At 56.7% G+C, this 16,818-nt stretch carries 13 protein-coding genes and 1 tRNA gene; 1 reads left to right on the plus strand and 13 read right to left on the minus strand.

Going from position 1 to position 16,818, the window contains the following annotated elements; translation table 11 throughout:
- Nucleotides 1-3: 3 nt before the first annotated feature.
- On the minus strand, nucleotides 4-747 hold the full coding sequence (rlmB, locus tag GM154_RS02630; RefSeq protein ID WP_219650874.1) for a 23S rRNA (guanosine(2251)-2'-O)-methyltransferase RlmB: 744 nt from the start codon (nucleotides 745-747) through the stop codon (nucleotides 4-6).
- The gene (rnr, locus tag GM154_RS02635) at nucleotides 744-3,410 is read right to left on the minus strand and encodes a ribonuclease R (RefSeq protein ID WP_219650876.1); all 2,667 of its coding nucleotides are present in this window, start codon (nucleotides 3,408-3,410) and stop codon (nucleotides 744-746) included. The genes rlmB and rnr overlap by 4 nt, the downstream gene beginning before the upstream one ends.
- 205 nt (nucleotides 3,411-3,615) lie before the next feature.
- On the opposite strand from rnr, the gene GM154_RS02640 reads away from it, so the two are divergent.
- Nucleotides 3,616-3,702 (plus strand) — tRNA-Leu (locus GM154_RS02640).
- A 145-nt stretch (nucleotides 3,703-3,847) separates the two neighbouring features.
- On the opposite strand, the gene GM154_RS02645 is transcribed toward GM154_RS02640, so the two are convergent.
- From GM154_RS02645 to GM154_RS02695, 11 genes are all read right to left on the minus strand, one after another.
- Complete coding sequence (locus GM154_RS02645) at nucleotides 3,848-5,140, minus strand: adenylosuccinate synthase (RefSeq protein ID WP_074823321.1); 1,293 nt, start codon at nucleotides 5,138-5,140, stop codon at nucleotides 3,848-3,850.
- A 48-nt stretch (nucleotides 5,141-5,188) separates the two neighbouring features.
- Nucleotides 5,189-6,376, minus strand: coding sequence for an ATP phosphoribosyltransferase regulatory subunit (locus GM154_RS02650; protein WP_219650877.1), 1,188 nt, complete (start codon nucleotides 6,374-6,376; stop codon nucleotides 5,189-5,191).
- A gap of 261 nt (nucleotides 6,377-6,637) precedes the next feature.
- On the minus strand, nucleotides 6,638-7,507 hold the full coding sequence (gene hflC, locus GM154_RS02655) for a protease modulator HflC (RefSeq protein ID WP_010796924.1): 870 nt from the start codon (nucleotides 7,505-7,507) through the stop codon (nucleotides 6,638-6,640).
- Nucleotides 7,507-8,697, minus strand: a complete 1,191-nt coding sequence (gene hflK / locus GM154_RS02660) for an FtsH protease activity modulator HflK (protein ID WP_219650878.1) — start codon at nucleotides 8,695-8,697, stop codon at nucleotides 7,507-7,509. Before hflK ends, hflC begins: the two co-directional genes overlap by 1 nt.
- Nucleotides 8,698-8,796: 99 nt before the next feature.
- The gene (gene hflX / locus GM154_RS02665) at nucleotides 8,797-10,101 is read right to left on the minus strand and encodes a ribosome rescue GTPase HflX (RefSeq protein ID WP_074823327.1); all 1,305 of its coding nucleotides are present in this window, start codon (nucleotides 10,099-10,101) and stop codon (nucleotides 8,797-8,799) included.
- Between the two features lie 13 nt (nucleotides 10,102-10,114).
- Nucleotides 10,115-10,363: an RNA chaperone Hfq gene (hfq, locus tag GM154_RS02670; protein ID WP_026003896.1), complete on the minus strand. Its 249-nt coding sequence runs from the start codon at nucleotides 10,361-10,363 to the stop codon at nucleotides 10,115-10,117.
- 83 nt (nucleotides 10,364-10,446) lie between these two features.
- Nucleotides 10,447-11,415 (minus strand): tRNA (adenosine(37)-N6)-dimethylallyltransferase MiaA, encoded by a 969-nt coding sequence (gene miaA, locus GM154_RS02675; protein ID WP_074823329.1) that lies wholly within the window; start codon nucleotides 11,413-11,415, stop codon nucleotides 10,447-10,449.
- A 42-nt stretch (nucleotides 11,416-11,457) separates the two neighbouring features.
- A complete protein-coding gene (gene mutL / locus GM154_RS02680) occupies nucleotides 11,458-13,422 on the minus strand; it encodes a DNA mismatch repair endonuclease MutL (protein ID WP_219650879.1) in 1,965 nt (654 codons plus the stop codon).
- Nucleotides 13,423-13,544: 122 nt separating this feature from the next.
- A complete protein-coding gene (locus GM154_RS02685; protein WP_083397844.1) occupies nucleotides 13,545-14,822 on the minus strand; it encodes an N-acetylmuramoyl-L-alanine amidase in 1,278 nt (425 codons plus the stop codon).
- 5 nt (nucleotides 14,823-14,827) lie between these two features.
- The gene (tsaE, locus tag GM154_RS02690) at nucleotides 14,828-15,316 is read right to left on the minus strand and encodes a tRNA (adenosine(37)-N6)-threonylcarbamoyltransferase complex ATPase subunit type 1 TsaE (protein ID WP_010796917.1); all 489 of its coding nucleotides are present in this window, start codon (nucleotides 15,314-15,316) and stop codon (nucleotides 14,828-14,830) included.
- Complete coding sequence (locus GM154_RS02695) at nucleotides 15,304-16,791, minus strand: NAD(P)H-hydrate dehydratase (protein WP_219650880.1); 1,488 nt, start codon at nucleotides 16,789-16,791, stop codon at nucleotides 15,304-15,306. Before GM154_RS02695 ends, tsaE begins: the two co-directional genes overlap by 13 nt.
- Between the last annotated feature and the right edge of the window lie 27 nt (nucleotides 16,792-16,818).

Here is a 16,818-nt window from a genome sequence, read left to right on the forward strand (position 1 = left end):
CCTCTAGCGAGAACGACGTTGACGAACGGCTTCGAACAGGCAAACCCCTGTCGCTACGGAGACGTTCAAACTGCTGACACTACCGGACATAGGCAAACGCACCAGAAAATCGCACAGCTCACGTGTCAATCGGCGCATTCCCTTGCCCTCTGCACCCATGACGAGAACGGTCGGCCCGGTCATGTCTACATCATAGACATCCTGCTCTGCTTCTCCTGCCGTGCCCACAACCCACAGCCCTCGCTTCTTGAGCTTTTCCAGCGTACGCGCCAGATTGGTAACCGCTACCAATGGAATAACCTCAGCGGCACCACACGCTACCTTACGAACCGTAGCATTCAGACTGGCTGACTTGTCCTTGGGTATGATGACCGCCTGAACACCTGCCGCGTCGGCTGTACGCAGGCAGGCCCCCAGGTTATGCGGATCCGTCACCCCATCCAGCATCAGAAGCAGTGCCGGGCCTTCGGCTCTATCCAAAAGTTCTTCAAGCATCGCCTCGCCCCAGATCTGGCTCGGACTTACATGCGCCACGATCCCCTGATGCACACCGTCCACCTGCTCATCGAGCGATTGACGGCTATGGGTCTGCACCGGCACACGTGCAGCATCGGCCAATGTGACCACTGCCTGTATGCGCGGTTCCTGACGACCTTCGGCTATCCATAGTTGCTTCACCCGCTTTGGATGATGACGCAACAACGCTTCTACGGCATGGATGCCATAGACCATTTCCCACTGACTCATGACTTGACCTTACGTTTACGGACTTCACCAGAAGCCGCCTGTGCCTTGGCCTTGGAAGGCCCCTTGCGATGTTTGCTCGGCTTCGTTGCCTTGGCCGATTTAGCTGGCTTGCCGGGTTTAGCGCTGTCTGCTTTTTTACCTTTCTTTGCTGGCGTGTGCGCCGGGGCGGCCTCCTGTCTGGCAGGTTGCGCCCTGGCGGGCTTTTCTCCACCGGTCTTGGCCTCATCCAGCAGGGCGCGCTTGACTGCACGACTGCGCTTGACGTCCGTATTGCCCAGCAACACTTCTGCCTGCTTGAGCAATTCAGGCGAGACCTCGATCCCTACTGCTGAATTCTGGGCAGGTACCTGGGTTTTCTCGCGCTTTCGAGACTTATCTCTTGAGGGCTTGGCATCGCCTCGCTGGCGACGACCTGCCGGAGCCGATTGTGCCGTCTCGGACAGCTCGAAGTCGATCTTGCGCTCATCCAGATCCACACGCGCCACCACGATTTCGACCAAGTCACCCAGCCGATAACTGCGCCCGCTACGCTCACCTGAAAGCCGATGGTGTACGGCATCGAAATGATAATAGTCGCTTGGCAGCGCCGTAACGTGAACAAGCCCCTCGACGTAGATATCGCTCAGCTCGACAAACACGCCAAATCCCGTCACAGCGGTGATGACACCCGGGTACGTCTCGCCGACCCGATCACGCATGTACTCGCACTTGAGCCAGTTCGAAACGTCTCGTGTAGCTTCGTCGGCACGGCGTTCGGTCATGGAGCACTGCTCACCCAGCTGATCCAGCTGCGCCTCATCATACGGATAGATACGCGACTTGGGCATGGCAGCGGCGCCGGCACGCTTCACATGCCGTGTTTCAAGCTTGGAACGAATGACGCTGCGAATTGCACGGTGAACCAATAGGTCCGGATAACGCCGAATGGGCGATGTGAAGTGTGTATAGGCTTCGTAATTGAGACCAAAATGGCCCTCATTGTCCGGGCTGTAAACCGCTTGACTCAGTGAGCGCAGCATTACCGTCTGGATCAGACGGTAATCGGGACGGTCATGAACGGCTTTGAGTAGCGCCTGGTAGTCTTTGGGCGTCGGTGTAGCCTTGCCCTTCGTCAAAGTCAGGCCGATCTCACCCAGGAACTGCCGCAACTTGGTCTGTTTCTCAAGCGGCGGCGCATCGTGAACCCGGTACAGGGCTGGAATGCTGTGCTTCTCGAGAAACTTGGCTGTCGCTACGTTCGCGCACAGCATGCATTCTTCGATCAGCTTGTGGGCGTCGTTACGCTGAGTAGGCCGGATTTCCGAAATCTTCTTGTCGGCACCAAAGACGATTCGCGTCTCCTGTGTCTCGAAATCGATAGCACCCCGCTCCTGCCGGGTAATCACGAGCACCTTATATAAGGCATACAGTTCCTGGATATGCGGCACCAGCTGCGGCAGCTGCTCACGGAACTGCTGCGCCTCAGTGCTTTCCGGCGTTTCCAGTAACTGACTGACCCGGGTATAGGTCAGGCGCGCATGGGAATGGATCACCGCCTCGTAGAACTGATAGCCCGTGAGCTTGCCTGTCGCCGAGATGGTCATCTCGCATACCATGGCCAGGCGATCCACCAAGGGGTTCAGGGAGCACAGCCCATTGGACAGGATTTCAGGCAGCATGGGCACTACGCGCCCCGGGAAATATACCGAGTTGCCCCGGCGTGCGGCCTCGGTGTCTAGCGCGGAGCCGACCTTCACATAATGAGACACGTCTGCAATCGCGACGAAGAGCCGCCAGCCTCCGGACTTCTTCTTCTCGGCATAGACCGCGTCATCAAAGTCACGCGCATCTTCACCGTCAATTGTCACGAACGGTACGTTGCGCAGATCGACCCGCTTTTCCTTATCTTTCTCAGAGACTTCAGGCTTGAGCTTGGCCGCCTCTTTCTCTACATCGGCCGGCCACTCATGGGGAATATCGTAGCTGCGCAATGCCACTTCGATTTCCATCCCCGGCGCGAGGTAATCACCCAGCACCTCAACCACCTCGCCCTGAGCCTGGCGATGAGTGGTAGGCCAGTCGGTGATATGAACCTGAACAAACTGCCCATGCTGCGCTCCGCCATGCTTGCCGGCGGGGACCAGCACCTGCTGTTGGATCCTGGGGCTGTCCGCCACTACATACGCGATGCCGCTCTCTTCAAAGAACCGGCCGACCACGCTCTCATGGGCACGGTGTACGACTTCGACCAGAGCGCCTTCACGGCGGCCTCGACGATCCAGACCGGACACACGCGCCAGCGCCTTGTCACCATCGAACACGAGCCGCATTTGCGCAGGGCTCAGGAAAAGGTCATCACTGCCGTCGTCAGGGATAAGAAAGCCAAAGCCGTCACGGTGACCACTGATTCGCCCACAGACAAGATCGAGCTTATCAACAGGGGCGTAAGCACCGCGACGCGTATAAAGAAGCTGCCCATCCCGCTCCATGGCACGAAGGCGACGGCGCAATGCTTCAAACTGATCCTCTTCCGTCAAACCGAACTCTTCTATCAGCTGCGTGCGCGAGGCAGGACCGCCCCGCTGCGCCAGATGCGCCAGAATAAGCTCGCGACTTGGAACAGGGTTTTCATATTTTTCCGCTTCTCTAGCGGCCTCGGGATCGAGGGATTGCCAATCGGCCATCAGTTTAGAGTTACCTTTTGTCTGGTTAAGAGCTCTCTATATATTGAAGCTCGAAAATGCCTTAAAGGTTAGTCTTCGAAAAATAATAAAAATTTTCCACTTCAAGGGTTTACAGGTTTAAAAAAGCCACGTATAGTTCGCGCCACAGCAACGGCAACAACGTTGCTAACGCGAAATACGATGAGATCATCGCATATCGCAGAGTGCCCAGGTGGCGGAATTGGTAGACGCACTAGGTTCAGGTCCTAGCGGTGGCAACACCGTGGAAGTTCGAGTCTTCTCCTGGGCACCACTTTACAGACAACCGAGCTAAATAGCTCGGTTTTGTCGTTTCTGGGGTTATGCTTTTTAATTCCCTCCCCTTTCTCAGTTGCTTTTACTGACGCCTATAAAAAAGGGCCGCCTAAGCGACCCTCCCTTCTATCTACCCGATCAGATCAGGCAAACGGATGACGAAGCGTAATCGTTTCGTTGCGGTCAGGGCCTGTCGAGATAATATCGATAGGCGCACCAACCAGCTCTTGAATACGCGCAATATAAGCACGCGCATTTGCAGGCAGCTCATCCATGCTGCGAGCACCTACGGTAGACTCGGACCAGCCTGGCATTTCCTCATAGATAGGCTCCAAACCGATATAGCTATCAGCATCGGTCGGCGCTTCGGTCAGCTCACCTTCGGCATTACGATAACCTACACAGATACGCACGGTTTCCAGACCATCGAGAACGTCCAGCTTGGTCAGGCATAGACCAGAAATGCTGTTTACCTCGATAGAGCGACGCAGGATGACTGCATCGAACCAACCACAACGACGCGGACGACCTGTTACCGAACCAAACTCATGACCTTTCTTGGCCAGATAAGCGCCAGTCTCGTCAAACAGCTCCGTTGGGAACGGACCGGAACCTACACGCGTGGTATAGGCCTTGGTGATTCCAAGGATGTAATCCAGATACAAAGGCCCTACGCCAGAACCCGTCGCTACACCGCCTGCCGTGGTGTTAGAGCTGGTAACAAATGGATAAGTGCCGTGATCGATATCCAGCAGCGTACCCTGAGCTCCTTCGAACATGATGTTCTCGCCGGCTCTACGCAGCTCGTGCAAACGCGACACTACATCCAGCATCAGCGGCTCGAGTACCTTGGCGTGCTCCATCGCATCATCATAGGTCTTCTGGAAATCAACAGGCTGCTCGTTGAAGAAGTTCTGCAGCACAAAGTTATGATACTCCAGCACTTCACGCAGCTTTTGAGCGAAGCGCTCAGGATGGAACAGATCACCTACGCGCAGGCCGCGACGGGCAATCTTGTCTTCATAAGCCGGGCCGATTCCACGACCGGTCGTTCCGATCTTGGCATCACCTCGGGCCTTTTCGCGCGCCTGATCAAGCGCCACGTGATAAGGCAGAATCAATTGGCAGGCCGAACTGATACGCAGTCGCTCACGAACCGGAACGCCTCTCGCCTCAAGCTCGGCAACTTCCTTGAACAAGGCGTCCGGCGCCAGCACCACGCCGTTACCGATCAGGCACTGCGTGTCGGCACGCAAAATACCGGACGGAATCAACCGCAGAATGGTTTTTTCACCATCGATAACCAATGTATGCCCAGCGTTGTGGCCACCTTGGTAACGAACAACCGCTGCCGCCTGATCAGTCAACAGATCGACAATTTTGCCTTTGCCCTCATCACCCCATTGGGTGCCCAGGACGACGACATTCTTACCCATAACCTTTCCCCTATAGGAATCTCTGGAGCCGGCTAACCCGGCGAACTCTCACGACGCCAGGGGCGCCACCTGCCAACTTCCATCCTGCCACGTCAGCTGTCGGTCACAGCCCGACTCGCGCGCATCCGAATCCGCCTGGCCAGGCAACGCCTGCACCACGCGCTCACCGCCTGAACGTAACTGGCGAATCGCATTCCATAGCTGAGCATCCTCGCCATGAGGTGCCCAGATACCTGTTAGCGGCTCGGTCATTTCCGCCTGACCCAGCATAACCAATGTTTTCAGATCGGTAGAAAAGCCTGTTGCCGGGCGTGCCCGGCCAAAATTCGCGCCGATATTGTCGTAGCGCCCCCCTTGAGCAATAGCTTGACCGCTACCTGGGACAAACGCCGCGAAAACAACGCCGGTGTGATAGTGATACCCACGCAGCTCGCCCAGATCAAAATACAGCGGAACATCTGGAAACCGTTGAGCTAACGTATCAGCAAGAGAGCACAGCGCCTCCAGGGCAGAGACAACGGCAGGCGGCGCTTCCGCCAGGCGCTGACGCGCAGCCTCCAGGGCCTGACGCCCACCGCACAGCTCAACCAGGCTACGCAACATGTCGCCATAAGGCGCAGGAAGCTTTTGGGTCAGGGTAATAACTTCATCTACCGCCTTGCGCTGCAGCGCATCGAAAAGCGCCTCTTCTGCTGCGCCGGATAGGCCCGCCGCTTCGCACAAACCACGATAGATTCCGACATGTCCAAGATCCATGTGCACATCCGGGATTTGAGCCAGTTCAAGCACACCCAGCATCAGGCTGATGATTTCAAGATCACCGGCCGTGTCCTTGGCACCATATAACTCAGCCCCGATCTGAATCGGACTGCGCGACGTAGACAGCGCACGCGGACGGGAATGCAGGACACTGCCGGCATAGCACAGGCGACTCGGGCCTTCCCTATGCAACGCATGGGCATCCATTCGAGCGACCTGGGGTGTGATATCGGCGCGGAATCCCATCAGGCGCCCCGACAGCGGATCGGTTACCTTGAAGGTGCGCAGCTCCAGATCCTGGCCCGCCGCCGTCAGCAACGACTCCAGAAACTCGACATGGGGCGTTACGACAAATTCGTATCCCCACTGTTGAAACAACTCCAACACCCGTCGACGCGCGATCTCGATGCTGGCAGCCTCGGGAGGCAGGATTTCTTCAATTCCGTCAGGCAGCAGCCAGCGGTCTACCGTTGCCATTTAGCCTTTCTCCATCATGCGAGCAGCAGCCTGTCATGAAGACCTTATGCACGCGCAGGCAAAACCTGCCGCACAGAGCACGGTACAGTAGCGAGCAAAGCGCGCAGCGACGGTAGATCGCCTAAGCCATCCCCGTGATACAACCTCGCCGCCATGCAATGGTTCATGCAGACGCAAAAAAGCCGGGATGTTCCCGGCTGACTCATGATACCACGAAATACAAAAAGGTCAGCGGCGGGCGACGAGCGCCCGCCAACCTTTTTACGGGGTTGGATCACCCAAGTATTTGAAGAACTCGTTCTTCGGATCCATCACTAAGATGTCGCTCTTATTAGAGAAACTGTTGCGATAAGCCTGCAAGCTACGCGTAAAAGAGTAGAACTCAGGGTTTTTTGTATAAGCCTGAGCATAGATCGCAGCAGCACGAGCATCACCATCGCCTCGTGTTTCTTCTGCCTCGCGATAGGCCTCCGCCAGAATGACGCGACGCTGACGATCTGCATCTGCACGAATACCTTCAGCCAGCTCACGCCCCTTGGCACGGTGCTCACGCGCTTCACGCTCACGCTCAGTGCCCATACGCTCATAGACGCTACGGCTCACCTCTTTCGGCAGATCAATAGCCTTGACTCGGACATCCAATACTTCGATGCCCAGCTCTGCATTAGCCATTTTGTTAAGTGAACCTGTTAACTCGGCCACCATGGCATCACGCTCACCAGAAACCACTTCATGCAAAGTACGCTTACCAAACTGATCACGCAGTCCGGCTTCTAAACGACGCATCAGACGCTCATCGGCAATCTGCTTCATACCTGAGGTTGCCGTATAGAAACGCTCAGCATTAAAGACACGCCATTTGGCATAGGCATCAACCATCACAGCTTTCTTTTCCAAGGTCAAAAACCGCTGTGTTGGAGAGTCTAGCGTCATAAGACGGGCATCGAACTTACGCACCTTATTTACAAAGGGCAGCTTGAAGTGCAAACCAGGCTTAAGGTCAGCATCTACTACACGACCAAACTGCAACATAACTGCACGTTCGGTCTGCTGAACGATAAACAGGCTGCTCCAGGCAAATAGTCCTAGAATGACCACTACAACCAGAGCGGCGATAGACTTGTTACTCATCAGCGGCTCTCCCTTGTCCGTACTTCAGGCAGCTGCGGCAAAGCCCTTACCGATGGCGAAGGATTATTCGAGCTGTTATTGCCTGAAGAAGGCGAGGTCGATGAATCACTCGATTCGGCAGGACGGTTTTGCACCATCTTATCTAGCGGCAGATAGAGCATATTATTCTGACCGCCCTGTGCTGTGATCAGAACCTTGCTCGATTGGCTGAGCATATCTTGCATAGCCTCAAGATACAGACGCTCGCGCGTTACCTGAGGTGCTTTCTCATACTCGGCTACCAAGTTATTAAAGCGATCCGCTTCACCCTGAGCGCGTGCAATGACCTCCTCACGGTAACCATTGGCATCTTCAATTAAACGCTGAGCCTGACCACGCGCCTCGGGAATCACGCCGTTAGCATAAGCTTCGGCTTGGTTACGCTCACGCTGCTCGTCTTCACGTGCACGAATAACATCATCAAATGCTTCCTGCACCTCGCGAGGTGCAGCAGCACTTTGGATGTTTACCTGAGTTACCGTAATACCTGTTTTGTAGGTATCCAGGAAACGCTGTAAGCGCTCACGCACCTCACCTGCGACCTGCTCACGGCCAGATGTCAGCAGCTGATCCATGGTCGAAGAGCCAGCCACATGACGCAGAGCACTATCAGTAGCATGCTGAAGACTGAGTTCCGGCTGATCCACGTTTAATACAAAAGACTCCAAATCGGTAATCTTGTACTGAACGGTCAGCGGTACCTCGACGATATTCTCGTCCTGAGTCAGCATTTGCCCCTGCTTGCTATACGCACGCTCACGCGTCACGTTTTCCTGGAACTTGCGATCCATTGGGGGAAAATAAATATTCAGGCCAGGACCTACCGTTTCGTAATACTTGCCGAAGCGCAGCACAACTGCTTGCTCCTGCTCGTCAACGACATAAATAGCGTTGTATAGCCACAAGCCAAACAGCAAGGCCAAGCCAATTAAAATCAGACCCGCACCGCTGCCCGCCTGACGGTTACCCCCGCTGGAATCCGGGCGCTTTTTACCGCCAAACAAGCGATTCAGCTTGTTCTGCAGCTTACGAAGCGCTTCATCCAAGTCCGGTGGACCTTGACGGCCGCCACCATTACCATTACCACCGCCACGGCGATCGCCCCAGGGGTCTTGATTATTTGAGTTGCCACCCGGCTCGTTCCAAGCCATAGCGCTCTCCCTACTGACTAAAGCGAAAACGCGCCGGTTGGCGCGCCGACCAATGCTACCGGATGCCGGGCACCCGGACCAAAAACGTCGATAAAGGCTTTATTGCAAAGTATGTTGCGCCACGAAGTCATCCGGCTTGAAACCTTCACGACTGACGAGACGATTAAGTTCTGCACGAGGCAAACGTACTGACAACACCGTATACCCTTCTTCGTCATGCGATTCTTCCTGTACAGCACCTTGACTGAACAATAGCGCACGCAGACGTCCCATAGCCTGAGGCAGCCGCAATTTACCTACGAACAGGTCGTCGCCCAACAATTCGGCCACAGCTTGACGAATCAGTTCCAAGCCCCGGTTTTCCCGAGCAGAAGCCCAAACTCTGATTGGACGACCAGTTTCCTCGTCGCGCTGGATGTGCGGCTCGACATTCTCAAGCAGGTCGATCTTGTTATAGACCTCCAGCATGGGAATCTCGTTAGCACCGATCTCTTCCAGCACGACGTTCACCTGCTCGATTTGCAGCATGCGATCCTCTTCGTGAGAGTCGATCACATGCAGTAGCAGATCCGCGTTGCTTGATTCTTCCAGCGTGGCGCGAAACGCCTCAACCAGCTTGTGTGGCAGATGTCGGATGAAACCCACGGTATCAGCCAGTACCACTGGTCCCAGGTCAGCCAGGTCTAGACGACGCAATGTAGGATCCAGCGTCGCGAACAACTGATTCGCTGCATAGACCTCGGAAGAGGTCAGGGTGTTGAATAGCGTAGACTTGCCAGCGTTGGTATAGCCAACAAGCGATACCGCTGGAACTTCGGCACGTCGCCGCCCTCTTCGGGCCTGCTCACGTTGACTGCGTACCTTTTCAAGGCGCTGTTTGATCTGACGGATACGAACACGCAACAGGCGACGGTCCGTCTCGAGCTGTGTTTCGCCCGGCCCTCGAAGACCGATACCACCTTTTTGTCGCTCAAGGTGGGTCCAGCCACGTACCAGACGAGTACTCATGTGCTCGAGCTGGGCCAGCTCCACTTGAAGCTTACCCTCGTGAGTTCGGGCTCGCTGGGCAAAGATATCGAGAATCAACCCGGTACGATCAAGCACCCGGCACTCCAGGGCGCGCTCGAGGTTGCGCTCCTGACTGGGCGTAAGGGTATGGTTGAAAATGACCAGTTCGGCTTCATCGGCCTTCACCAGGTCATGGAGTTCATCGACCTTGCCGGTACCGATGAGAAAACGTGCAGAAGGCTGGTGTCGCGACACGGTAACCATCGCCACCGTGTCAGCGCCAGCAGAGCGCGCAAGTTCTTGGAACTCCTGAGGATCCTCGCGGGATTCAGGATCTTGGCCTTCGAGATGGACCAGAATGGCCCGTTCACCACCACCCGGGCGTTCAAAGAACAAAGGCGACTCCTATTTACATGTTACCGGGTTCAGCCGGCTGATCACTGCTAGGCAGACGAACAGGACGACTAGGAACTACCGTTGAGATTGCGTGCTTGTAAACCATCTGGCTGACAGTGTTTTTCAGCAGGATGACGAACTGATCAAAGGACTCGATCTGACCTTGCAACTTGATGCCATTGACCAGGTAAATGGAAACTGGAACGCGTTCCTTACGCAAAGTATTCAGGTAAGGGTCTTGTAGCGAATGCCCTTTTGACATTGTGCCGCTCTCCTCAAAGGTAAAAGATTCGTTTGTTGCAAGGTCAGAAGGTTCGCCATCACCGGCGTGGTTCTTCTTGAGACTCAACTGCATATGGAGACCGCCTTAAGGCTTTTCAAGACACGCGACACATTGTCACGGGCCATACTGTCCAACCACTGTAGCTGGCCCCAGCTGCGTAGCCAGGTAAGCTGCCGTTTAGCCAGCTGACGCGTAGCGATAATGCCGCGCTCTGTCATTTCGTCGTAACTCATTCCGCCGTCCAGATACTCCCATACTTGACGGTAGCCTACGGCACGCATGGAGGGTAGTTCAGGCTGCAAATCACCTCGCGCCCGTAGACGTGAGACCTCATCGACAAAGCCCTGTTCCAGCATGTGGCGGAAACGCTGGGCTATTCGCGCATGCAATAGCGCACGCTCTTGAGGAGCAATAGCCAGATGAACGGCAGTATACGGGAAATGTGCGACAAACGGCGCGTCGGAATCTGCATTTCCTTGTCTTTGACGCTCCCGATGCTCGGTCATCGTCATTCCACTGACGCGATGGACTTCCAGTGCACGGGTCAGGCGCTGGGGGTCATTGGGATGGATGCGCGCCGCTGACTCAGGATCGACCTCTGCCAGTTGCCGATGAACCTCACCCCACCCCTGCTCTGCCGCAACGGCTTCGATTTCGGCACGAATGGTTGGATCGGCGCTGGGCATGTCCGCTAACCCCTCAAGGAGCGCCTTGAAATACAGCATGGTGCCGCCTACCAGCAGAGGAATACGCCCTGCCGCCGTGATGTCTGCCATTGCCTGACGGGCATCGGCACAGAAATCAGCTGCCGAATAGGTCTCGCTGGGCTCGCGGATGTCGATCAGACGATGGGGAAAAGCCTCCAGAAGTGCTTTCGAGGGCTTGGCCGTACCGATATCCATCTCACGATACACCAGCGCCGAGTCGACACTGATCAAGTCGCATGGCAGAACCTTGGCAAGCTCAAGGGCTAGATCGGTCTTGCCGGAGGCTGTAGGGCCCATCAGAAAAATGGCAGGTGGAAAAGACATGGAAACTCTCATGAAAGTCGACGCCGCGTCATGCAACGTCGATTACCTGCCACGCAGGAATAATTTATCGAGATCATCAAGGCCCATCTGCGTCCATGTGGGTCGACCATGATTGCATTGGCCGCTTCGCTCGGTGATCTCCATATCCCGTAGCAAAGCGTTCATTTCAGGCACTGTCAAACGCCGGTTGGCTCTGACGGAGCCGTGACAGGCCATGGTGCCCAGCAGTTCGTTGATATGCGCCTGGATACGATCACTCGTGCCGTACTCCAGAAGATCTGTTAGAACATCTCGAACCAGATCACCTGCTTCGGCCTGTTTTAGCAGCGCAGGTATCTGCCGGATGGCAAGGGTTTCCGGTCCCAGCCGCTGCAGCTCAAAGCCCAGCCTGGAAAACCATTGGGCATGTTCTTCTGCACAATCGGCCTCTCGCTCGCTGACCGCCAATGACTCAGGCACCAGAAGTGGCTGCCCACGCAAGCCTTCACTGGCCATGGCAACCTTCAGACGCTCATAGGTAATACGCTCATGAGCAGCGTGCATGTCGACCAGCACTAGACCGTGAGCGTTTTCCGCCAGGATATAAATGCCCTTGAGCTGAGCCAGGGCATAGCCCAACGGAGGAATATCCCCCTGGCTTTCCGGCAAGGCAGCCGGCATAGCTCCTGTACTACTGGCCGCAGAAGGCAACGGAGCAAAAAAGGTCTGGTAGGCTCCCTGCAGCTCGGCCACACTCTGGGTAGGGTATGCCGGCTTGGCCGAATAGCTGCCGGAGCCGCCGTAGCTTCCACCAGAACCACCGCCAGCAACTGGCCGTGGCGATGTTTCCGGCATGGCCGGTTCGATGCGATACGATGCAGGCGCAGGCTGGCTACTTTCCAGTGCATGCGCCGCCAGACTCATTTCACCTTGGGGACCAAATTCTCCTGCAGCGGAGCCTGTGGCGCGAGGCGGCACGGTAACAGCCGATGCCGGTGCCGTCACCTGATCGTCCGGACGCACATCGGCCAGCGCACGGTGCAAGGTGCCGTAAAGGAAATCATGCACCATCCGCGTATCCCGGAACCGAACTTCATGCTTGGTGGGATGTACGTTCACATCCACCACGCCTGGGTCGAGTTCGAGAAACAACACGAATGCAGGGTGCCGCCCGTTATAGAGGACATCGCGATAGGCCTGACGGATAGCATGCGCAACCAGCTTGTCGCGCACCATGCGACCATTCACATAGAAGTACTGCAGGTCCGCCTGGCTGCGAGAGAAGGTCGGCATACCAACCCATCCCCACAGGCGCAGCTCGCCGCGCTCATTCTGAATAGGCAGGGCCTGCTCCAGAAAATTCGGTCCACAGACCGCCGCGACACGGCGGGCCTGAGTAAGATCATCCGTAGCCTCACGCAGGGCTAGAATGCTCTTGCCGTTGTGGCGAAGATTGAACCCCACGTCAAAGCGGGCCAGGGCCAGGCGCTTGATAACTTCCTGCAGATGATCGAATTCAGTTTTTTCCGAACGCAGGAATTTACGACGCGCCGGTGTATTGAAGAAAAGGTCGCGCACTTCGACCGTGGTGCCTTGCGGATGCGCGGCCGGTTTGACTGATGAGTGCATTTCTCGCCCTTCGGTCTCGACCTGCCACGCCTGATCGGCATCCTGGTGGCGTGATGTAAGGGTCAGGCGCGAGACCGAGCTGATCGAGGCAAGCGCTTCTCCTCGAAAGCCCAGGCTGATGACATGCTCAAGTTCATCCAGGTTATAGATCTTGCTGGTCGCATGGCGCTCCAGCGCCAGAGGCAGGTCGACAGAAGGAATACCGCTACCATCGTCCCTGATTCGCAGCAGCTTGACACCGCCCTGCTCGACATCAATGTCGATACGGCGTGCCCCGGCATCCAGACTGTTTTCCAACAGTTCCTTGGCTACCGAGGCCGGGCGCTCAACCACCTCGCCGGCGGCAATCTGGTTAGCCAGACGTGGGCTGAGCAGTTGAATACGACGAAGTTCAGTCATGGAATTAGCCAGGCTGGTCTGAGAGTCGAATGGAAAGCAGTTCCAAAACGAAACCGGCCGCGCTGCCCGAGGCAGTGGCAGCCGGCCGATTCGAACCGCTATGGCGTAGGCATCTCGCTATTTTAGCGCGAGCCGGTTGCCACTTGCTGTGCTTTTTGGTCACGCAGCCAGGCCAGGTATGTACCTGGCGGCGGACTCTTCTGGAAGTACGTGGAAATACCGCTGCGGATCTGCCGTGCCAGCAATTCCTGATGTGAGGCCGTTGCAAGCTTGACGGACTCGGTCGGGTTCGAGATGAACCCGGTTTCAACCAGGATCGAAGGAATATCCGGCGATTTCAACACCACGAAGGCAGCCTGCTCCACGCGATTATGCAGGAGCTTGGTCTGTTGCCCGATGTTGGCCAGAACCTTCTGCCCGACATCCAGACTTGCGGACATGGTAGAGGTCATGGACAGATCCAGCAAAACACCGGCAAGCATCTGATCCTTGTTGTCCAGAGCACTGCCCACCCCGCCTACAAGGTCTGAGCTGTTTTCAGTGTCTGCCAGCCAGCGCGCTGTTTCAGACGTGGCGCCCCGCTGAGAAAGCGCAAATACCGATACACCCGAGGCGGTTCGGTTGGGCGCTGCGTCGGCATGAATGGACACAAACAGATCAGCCCCTTTCTTACGCGCTATCTCGGTACGCTTGCGCAAGGGGATGTAATAGTCACCCGTACGGGTCAGCTCGGCCTTGAAGCCCTTCATGCTATTGATCTGGGCTTGCAGTTTTCGCCCGATGGCCAACGTGATGTTCTTTTCATAAAGGCCGCCACCCTTGGCAATTGCACCAGGGTCTTCACCGCCATGACCAGGGTCGATCACTACAATGATGTCGCGCTTGCCAGAGGGACCAGCCGGCACGGTGACCTTAGGCTGCGCAGGGGTTACCGGCGCAGATGGCTCACCCGGCGTAGGCGTCGCGGGAATATCAGATGACAGGTCCGCGCCCTGATCGAACAGATCGACTACCAGACGATTTCCGTACTGCTGATTAGGCGCAAGCGTAAAGCTCTTGGGCGTAACCTGTTGGGACACATCAAGCACCATGCGCAGCTCGTCGGCTGAGCGTTGGGCCGAGCGCAGTCCGGTAATCGGTGTACCCTTCAGGCGAGCCTCGTTGAGCTTGGTCGCCAGTTTGGCTCCGCTGACATCAATGACGATCCGGTTGGGCGACGTCAGAGTAAAGACATTGGCTTTGACCGGCCCTGACAAATCGAATACCAGGCGCGTATTGTCCGGCGCACGCCAGACACGCATATCCTTGATATCTGACGCCGCCAACACCTGGCTGGTCAGACAACACAAAATGACTCCCAACGTTGCCCATCCCAGGCGTACACGCTTCCCCCACCCCATTTGCATCAAACTCCTGTGGATAGGGCGGCACGCCAGGCATCACCATGTGAGCCTTGAAAAACCAACTGCACGTTACGGCCGCCCGCATGCGGCGTAATGGTAATGTCCAGGTCCGGCTTTGGCAAAAGCCCCATGCCCCGTTCAGGCCATTCGATCAGACAAAGGGCATCACCGGTGAAGTAATCCCGGATTCCCATGAACTCGAGTTCTTCCGGATCAGCCAGACGATACAGATCGAAATGGTAGACCCGGATCTCACCGATCTCGTACGGCTCGACCAGCGTAAAGGTAGGGCTCTTGACCGCACCTGTATGGCCTAGACCCCGCACGATGCCGCGTGACAAGGTCGTCTTGCCGGCTCCGAGGTCTCCGTGAAGATAAAGCGTTCCACGGCCGCCGCTGGCCTGGGCTATCATGCTGCCCAGGGCTGTCATGGCGTCCTCGTCAGGCGCGAACAGGGTTATCGTCTCGGACGAAGGCGTTACTGCAGACATGGATTGTAACTCTCTAAAAGCTGACGAACGGTATCGGGTAAATCACTGGCAGCCAGTCCTCGACCATGCTGTCCCAGCAGCTCTCCTGCACGGCCATGTAGCCAGGCGCCCAGGCAGGCAGCATCGAACACCGAGAGGTGTTGTGCCAGTAAGGCAGCAATAATGCCTGTGAGCACATCGCCTGCGCCACCAGTAGACATCGCCGGGTGACCACGCCCACAAAGCGCCATGCGGCCATCCGGTGCAGCAATAAGGGTCCCGAGGCCTTTGAGCAACACCACTGCGCCATAGTGCTCCGCCAGCTTTCGGGCTGCGGCCGGGCGTCGACTTTGAATCGTGGCAATATCGCTGCGCAACAGGCGCGCAGCCTCACCTGGGTGAGGGGTCATGATCCACTCGCCCCTGGGCTTGGTGACCGCCTGGCTGGCCAGCAGGTTGAGCGCATCGGCATCCCATACCTGAGGTACTTCTCGGGACGCCGCCACGCTGATCACACTGCGGCTCCAGGCGCCCTGCCCCAGACCAGGCCCGACGGCCAGGACATCGGCTTTTTCTGCAAGGGCACTGACTTTACCCGCGGACTCGACACCTGCCACCATCACTTCAGGTCGACGTGCCAGCACAGGCGCCACATTCGAAGGTCGCGTAGCCAGGGAAATCATGCCGGCGCCGCAGCGGAGCGCTGCCTCGGAGGTCATGAGCGCAGCGCCTCCAGTGCCCTCATCCCCTCCAATGACCAACACATGGCCAAAGTTACCCTTGTGCGAGCTGCGCTTACGCGGCTTAAGCTTGGGCAGATTACGGGGCGCCAGCCGTTGCGCCATGGCATCGGCAGGGTTCTGGGGTTCCTCAACCAGGGCGGCAAACTCGATACTGCCGCAGTAGTCAGGCCCATTGCCTGTGAACAGCCCGAGCTTGAGACCGATAAAGGTAATGGTAAGGTTGGCTTTGACGGCTTGATCCCTGACAAAGCCTGTATCAGCGTTAAGCCCCGAGGGAATATCGACGGCCACGACCGGAAGGTCGCAGCTATTGATCTGCTCGATGGCCTTGGCATACGGCTCACGTACCTCGCCGGAAAAGCCGGTACCCAGCATGGCGTCCACTACAACGCCTGTCAGCTTTACGCCCGCTCGCCAAGGCTCCGGGTTGATACCGGTACCCTTGGCCTCCATATATGCCTTGGCCGCATCGCCTTCGAGCTTTTCAGGGTCGCTCAGGTAATACACGTTTACCGGCCAGCCACTCCGCTGAGCAAGCGAGGCGATTAGATAACCGTCTGCGCCATTATTACCGCCCCCGGCAAAAACAGTCAGTGCACCGGCATCGGGCCAGCGTTGACGCAGGGACCGCCAGGCGGCTCGCGCGGCACGGTGCATAAGTTCGAAACCGGAAGTACCCGATTCGATCAGACGCGCGTCGAGCGCTCGTACCTGCGCAGCGCTATAGAGGGAAAGCGGCAGTTCGTCGTGCATGCGATACCAAGCTCCAAGGTCTGGCAA

It is taken from the genome of Pseudomonas sp. MAG002Y, assembly GCF_019400845.1.
Lineage (GTDB): Bacteria > Pseudomonadota > Gammaproteobacteria > Pseudomonadales > Pseudomonadaceae > Chryseomonas > Chryseomonas luteola.

Coding starts and splice junctions, on each gene's coding strand:
- rnr (WP_219650876.1), bottom strand. CDS start 3,410: ATGGCCGATTGGCAATCCCTCGATCCCGAGGCCGCTAGAGAAGCGGAA.
- hflK (WP_219650878.1), bottom strand. CDS start 8,697: ATGGCTTGGAACGAGCCGGGTGGCAACTCAAATAATCAAGACCCCTGG.
- rlmB (WP_219650874.1), bottom strand. CDS start 747: ATGAGTCAGTGGGAAATGGTCTATGGCATCCATGCCGTAGAAGCGTTG.
- hflC (WP_010796924.1), bottom strand. CDS start 7,507: ATGAGTAACAAGTCTATCGCCGCTCTGGTTGTAGTGGTCATTCTAGGA.
- tsaE (WP_010796917.1), bottom strand. CDS start 15,316: ATGTCTGCAGTAACGCCTTCGTCCGAGACGATAACCCTGTTCGCGCCT.
- mutL (WP_219650879.1), bottom strand. CDS start 13,422: ATGACTGAACTTCGTCGTATTCAACTGCTCAGCCCACGTCTGGCTAAC.
- GM154_RS02685 (WP_083397844.1), bottom strand. CDS start 14,822: ATGGGGTGGGGGAAGCGTGTACGCCTGGGATGGGCAACGTTGGGAGTC.
- GM154_RS02645 (WP_074823321.1), bottom strand. CDS start 5,140: ATGGGTAAGAATGTCGTCGTCCTGGGCACCCAATGGGGTGATGAGGGC.
- GM154_RS02650 (WP_219650877.1), bottom strand. CDS start 6,376: ATGGCAACGGTAGACCGCTGGCTGCTGCCTGACGGAATTGAAGAAATC.
- miaA (WP_074823329.1), bottom strand. CDS start 11,415: ATGTCTTTTCCACCTGCCATTTTTCTGATGGGCCCTACAGCCTCCGGC.
- hfq (WP_026003896.1), bottom strand. CDS start 10,363: ATGTCAAAAGGGCATTCGCTACAAGACCCTTACCTGAATACTTTGCGT.
- GM154_RS02695 (WP_219650880.1), bottom strand. CDS start 16,791: ATGCACGACGAACTGCCGCTTTCCCTCTATAGCGCTGCGCAGGTACGA.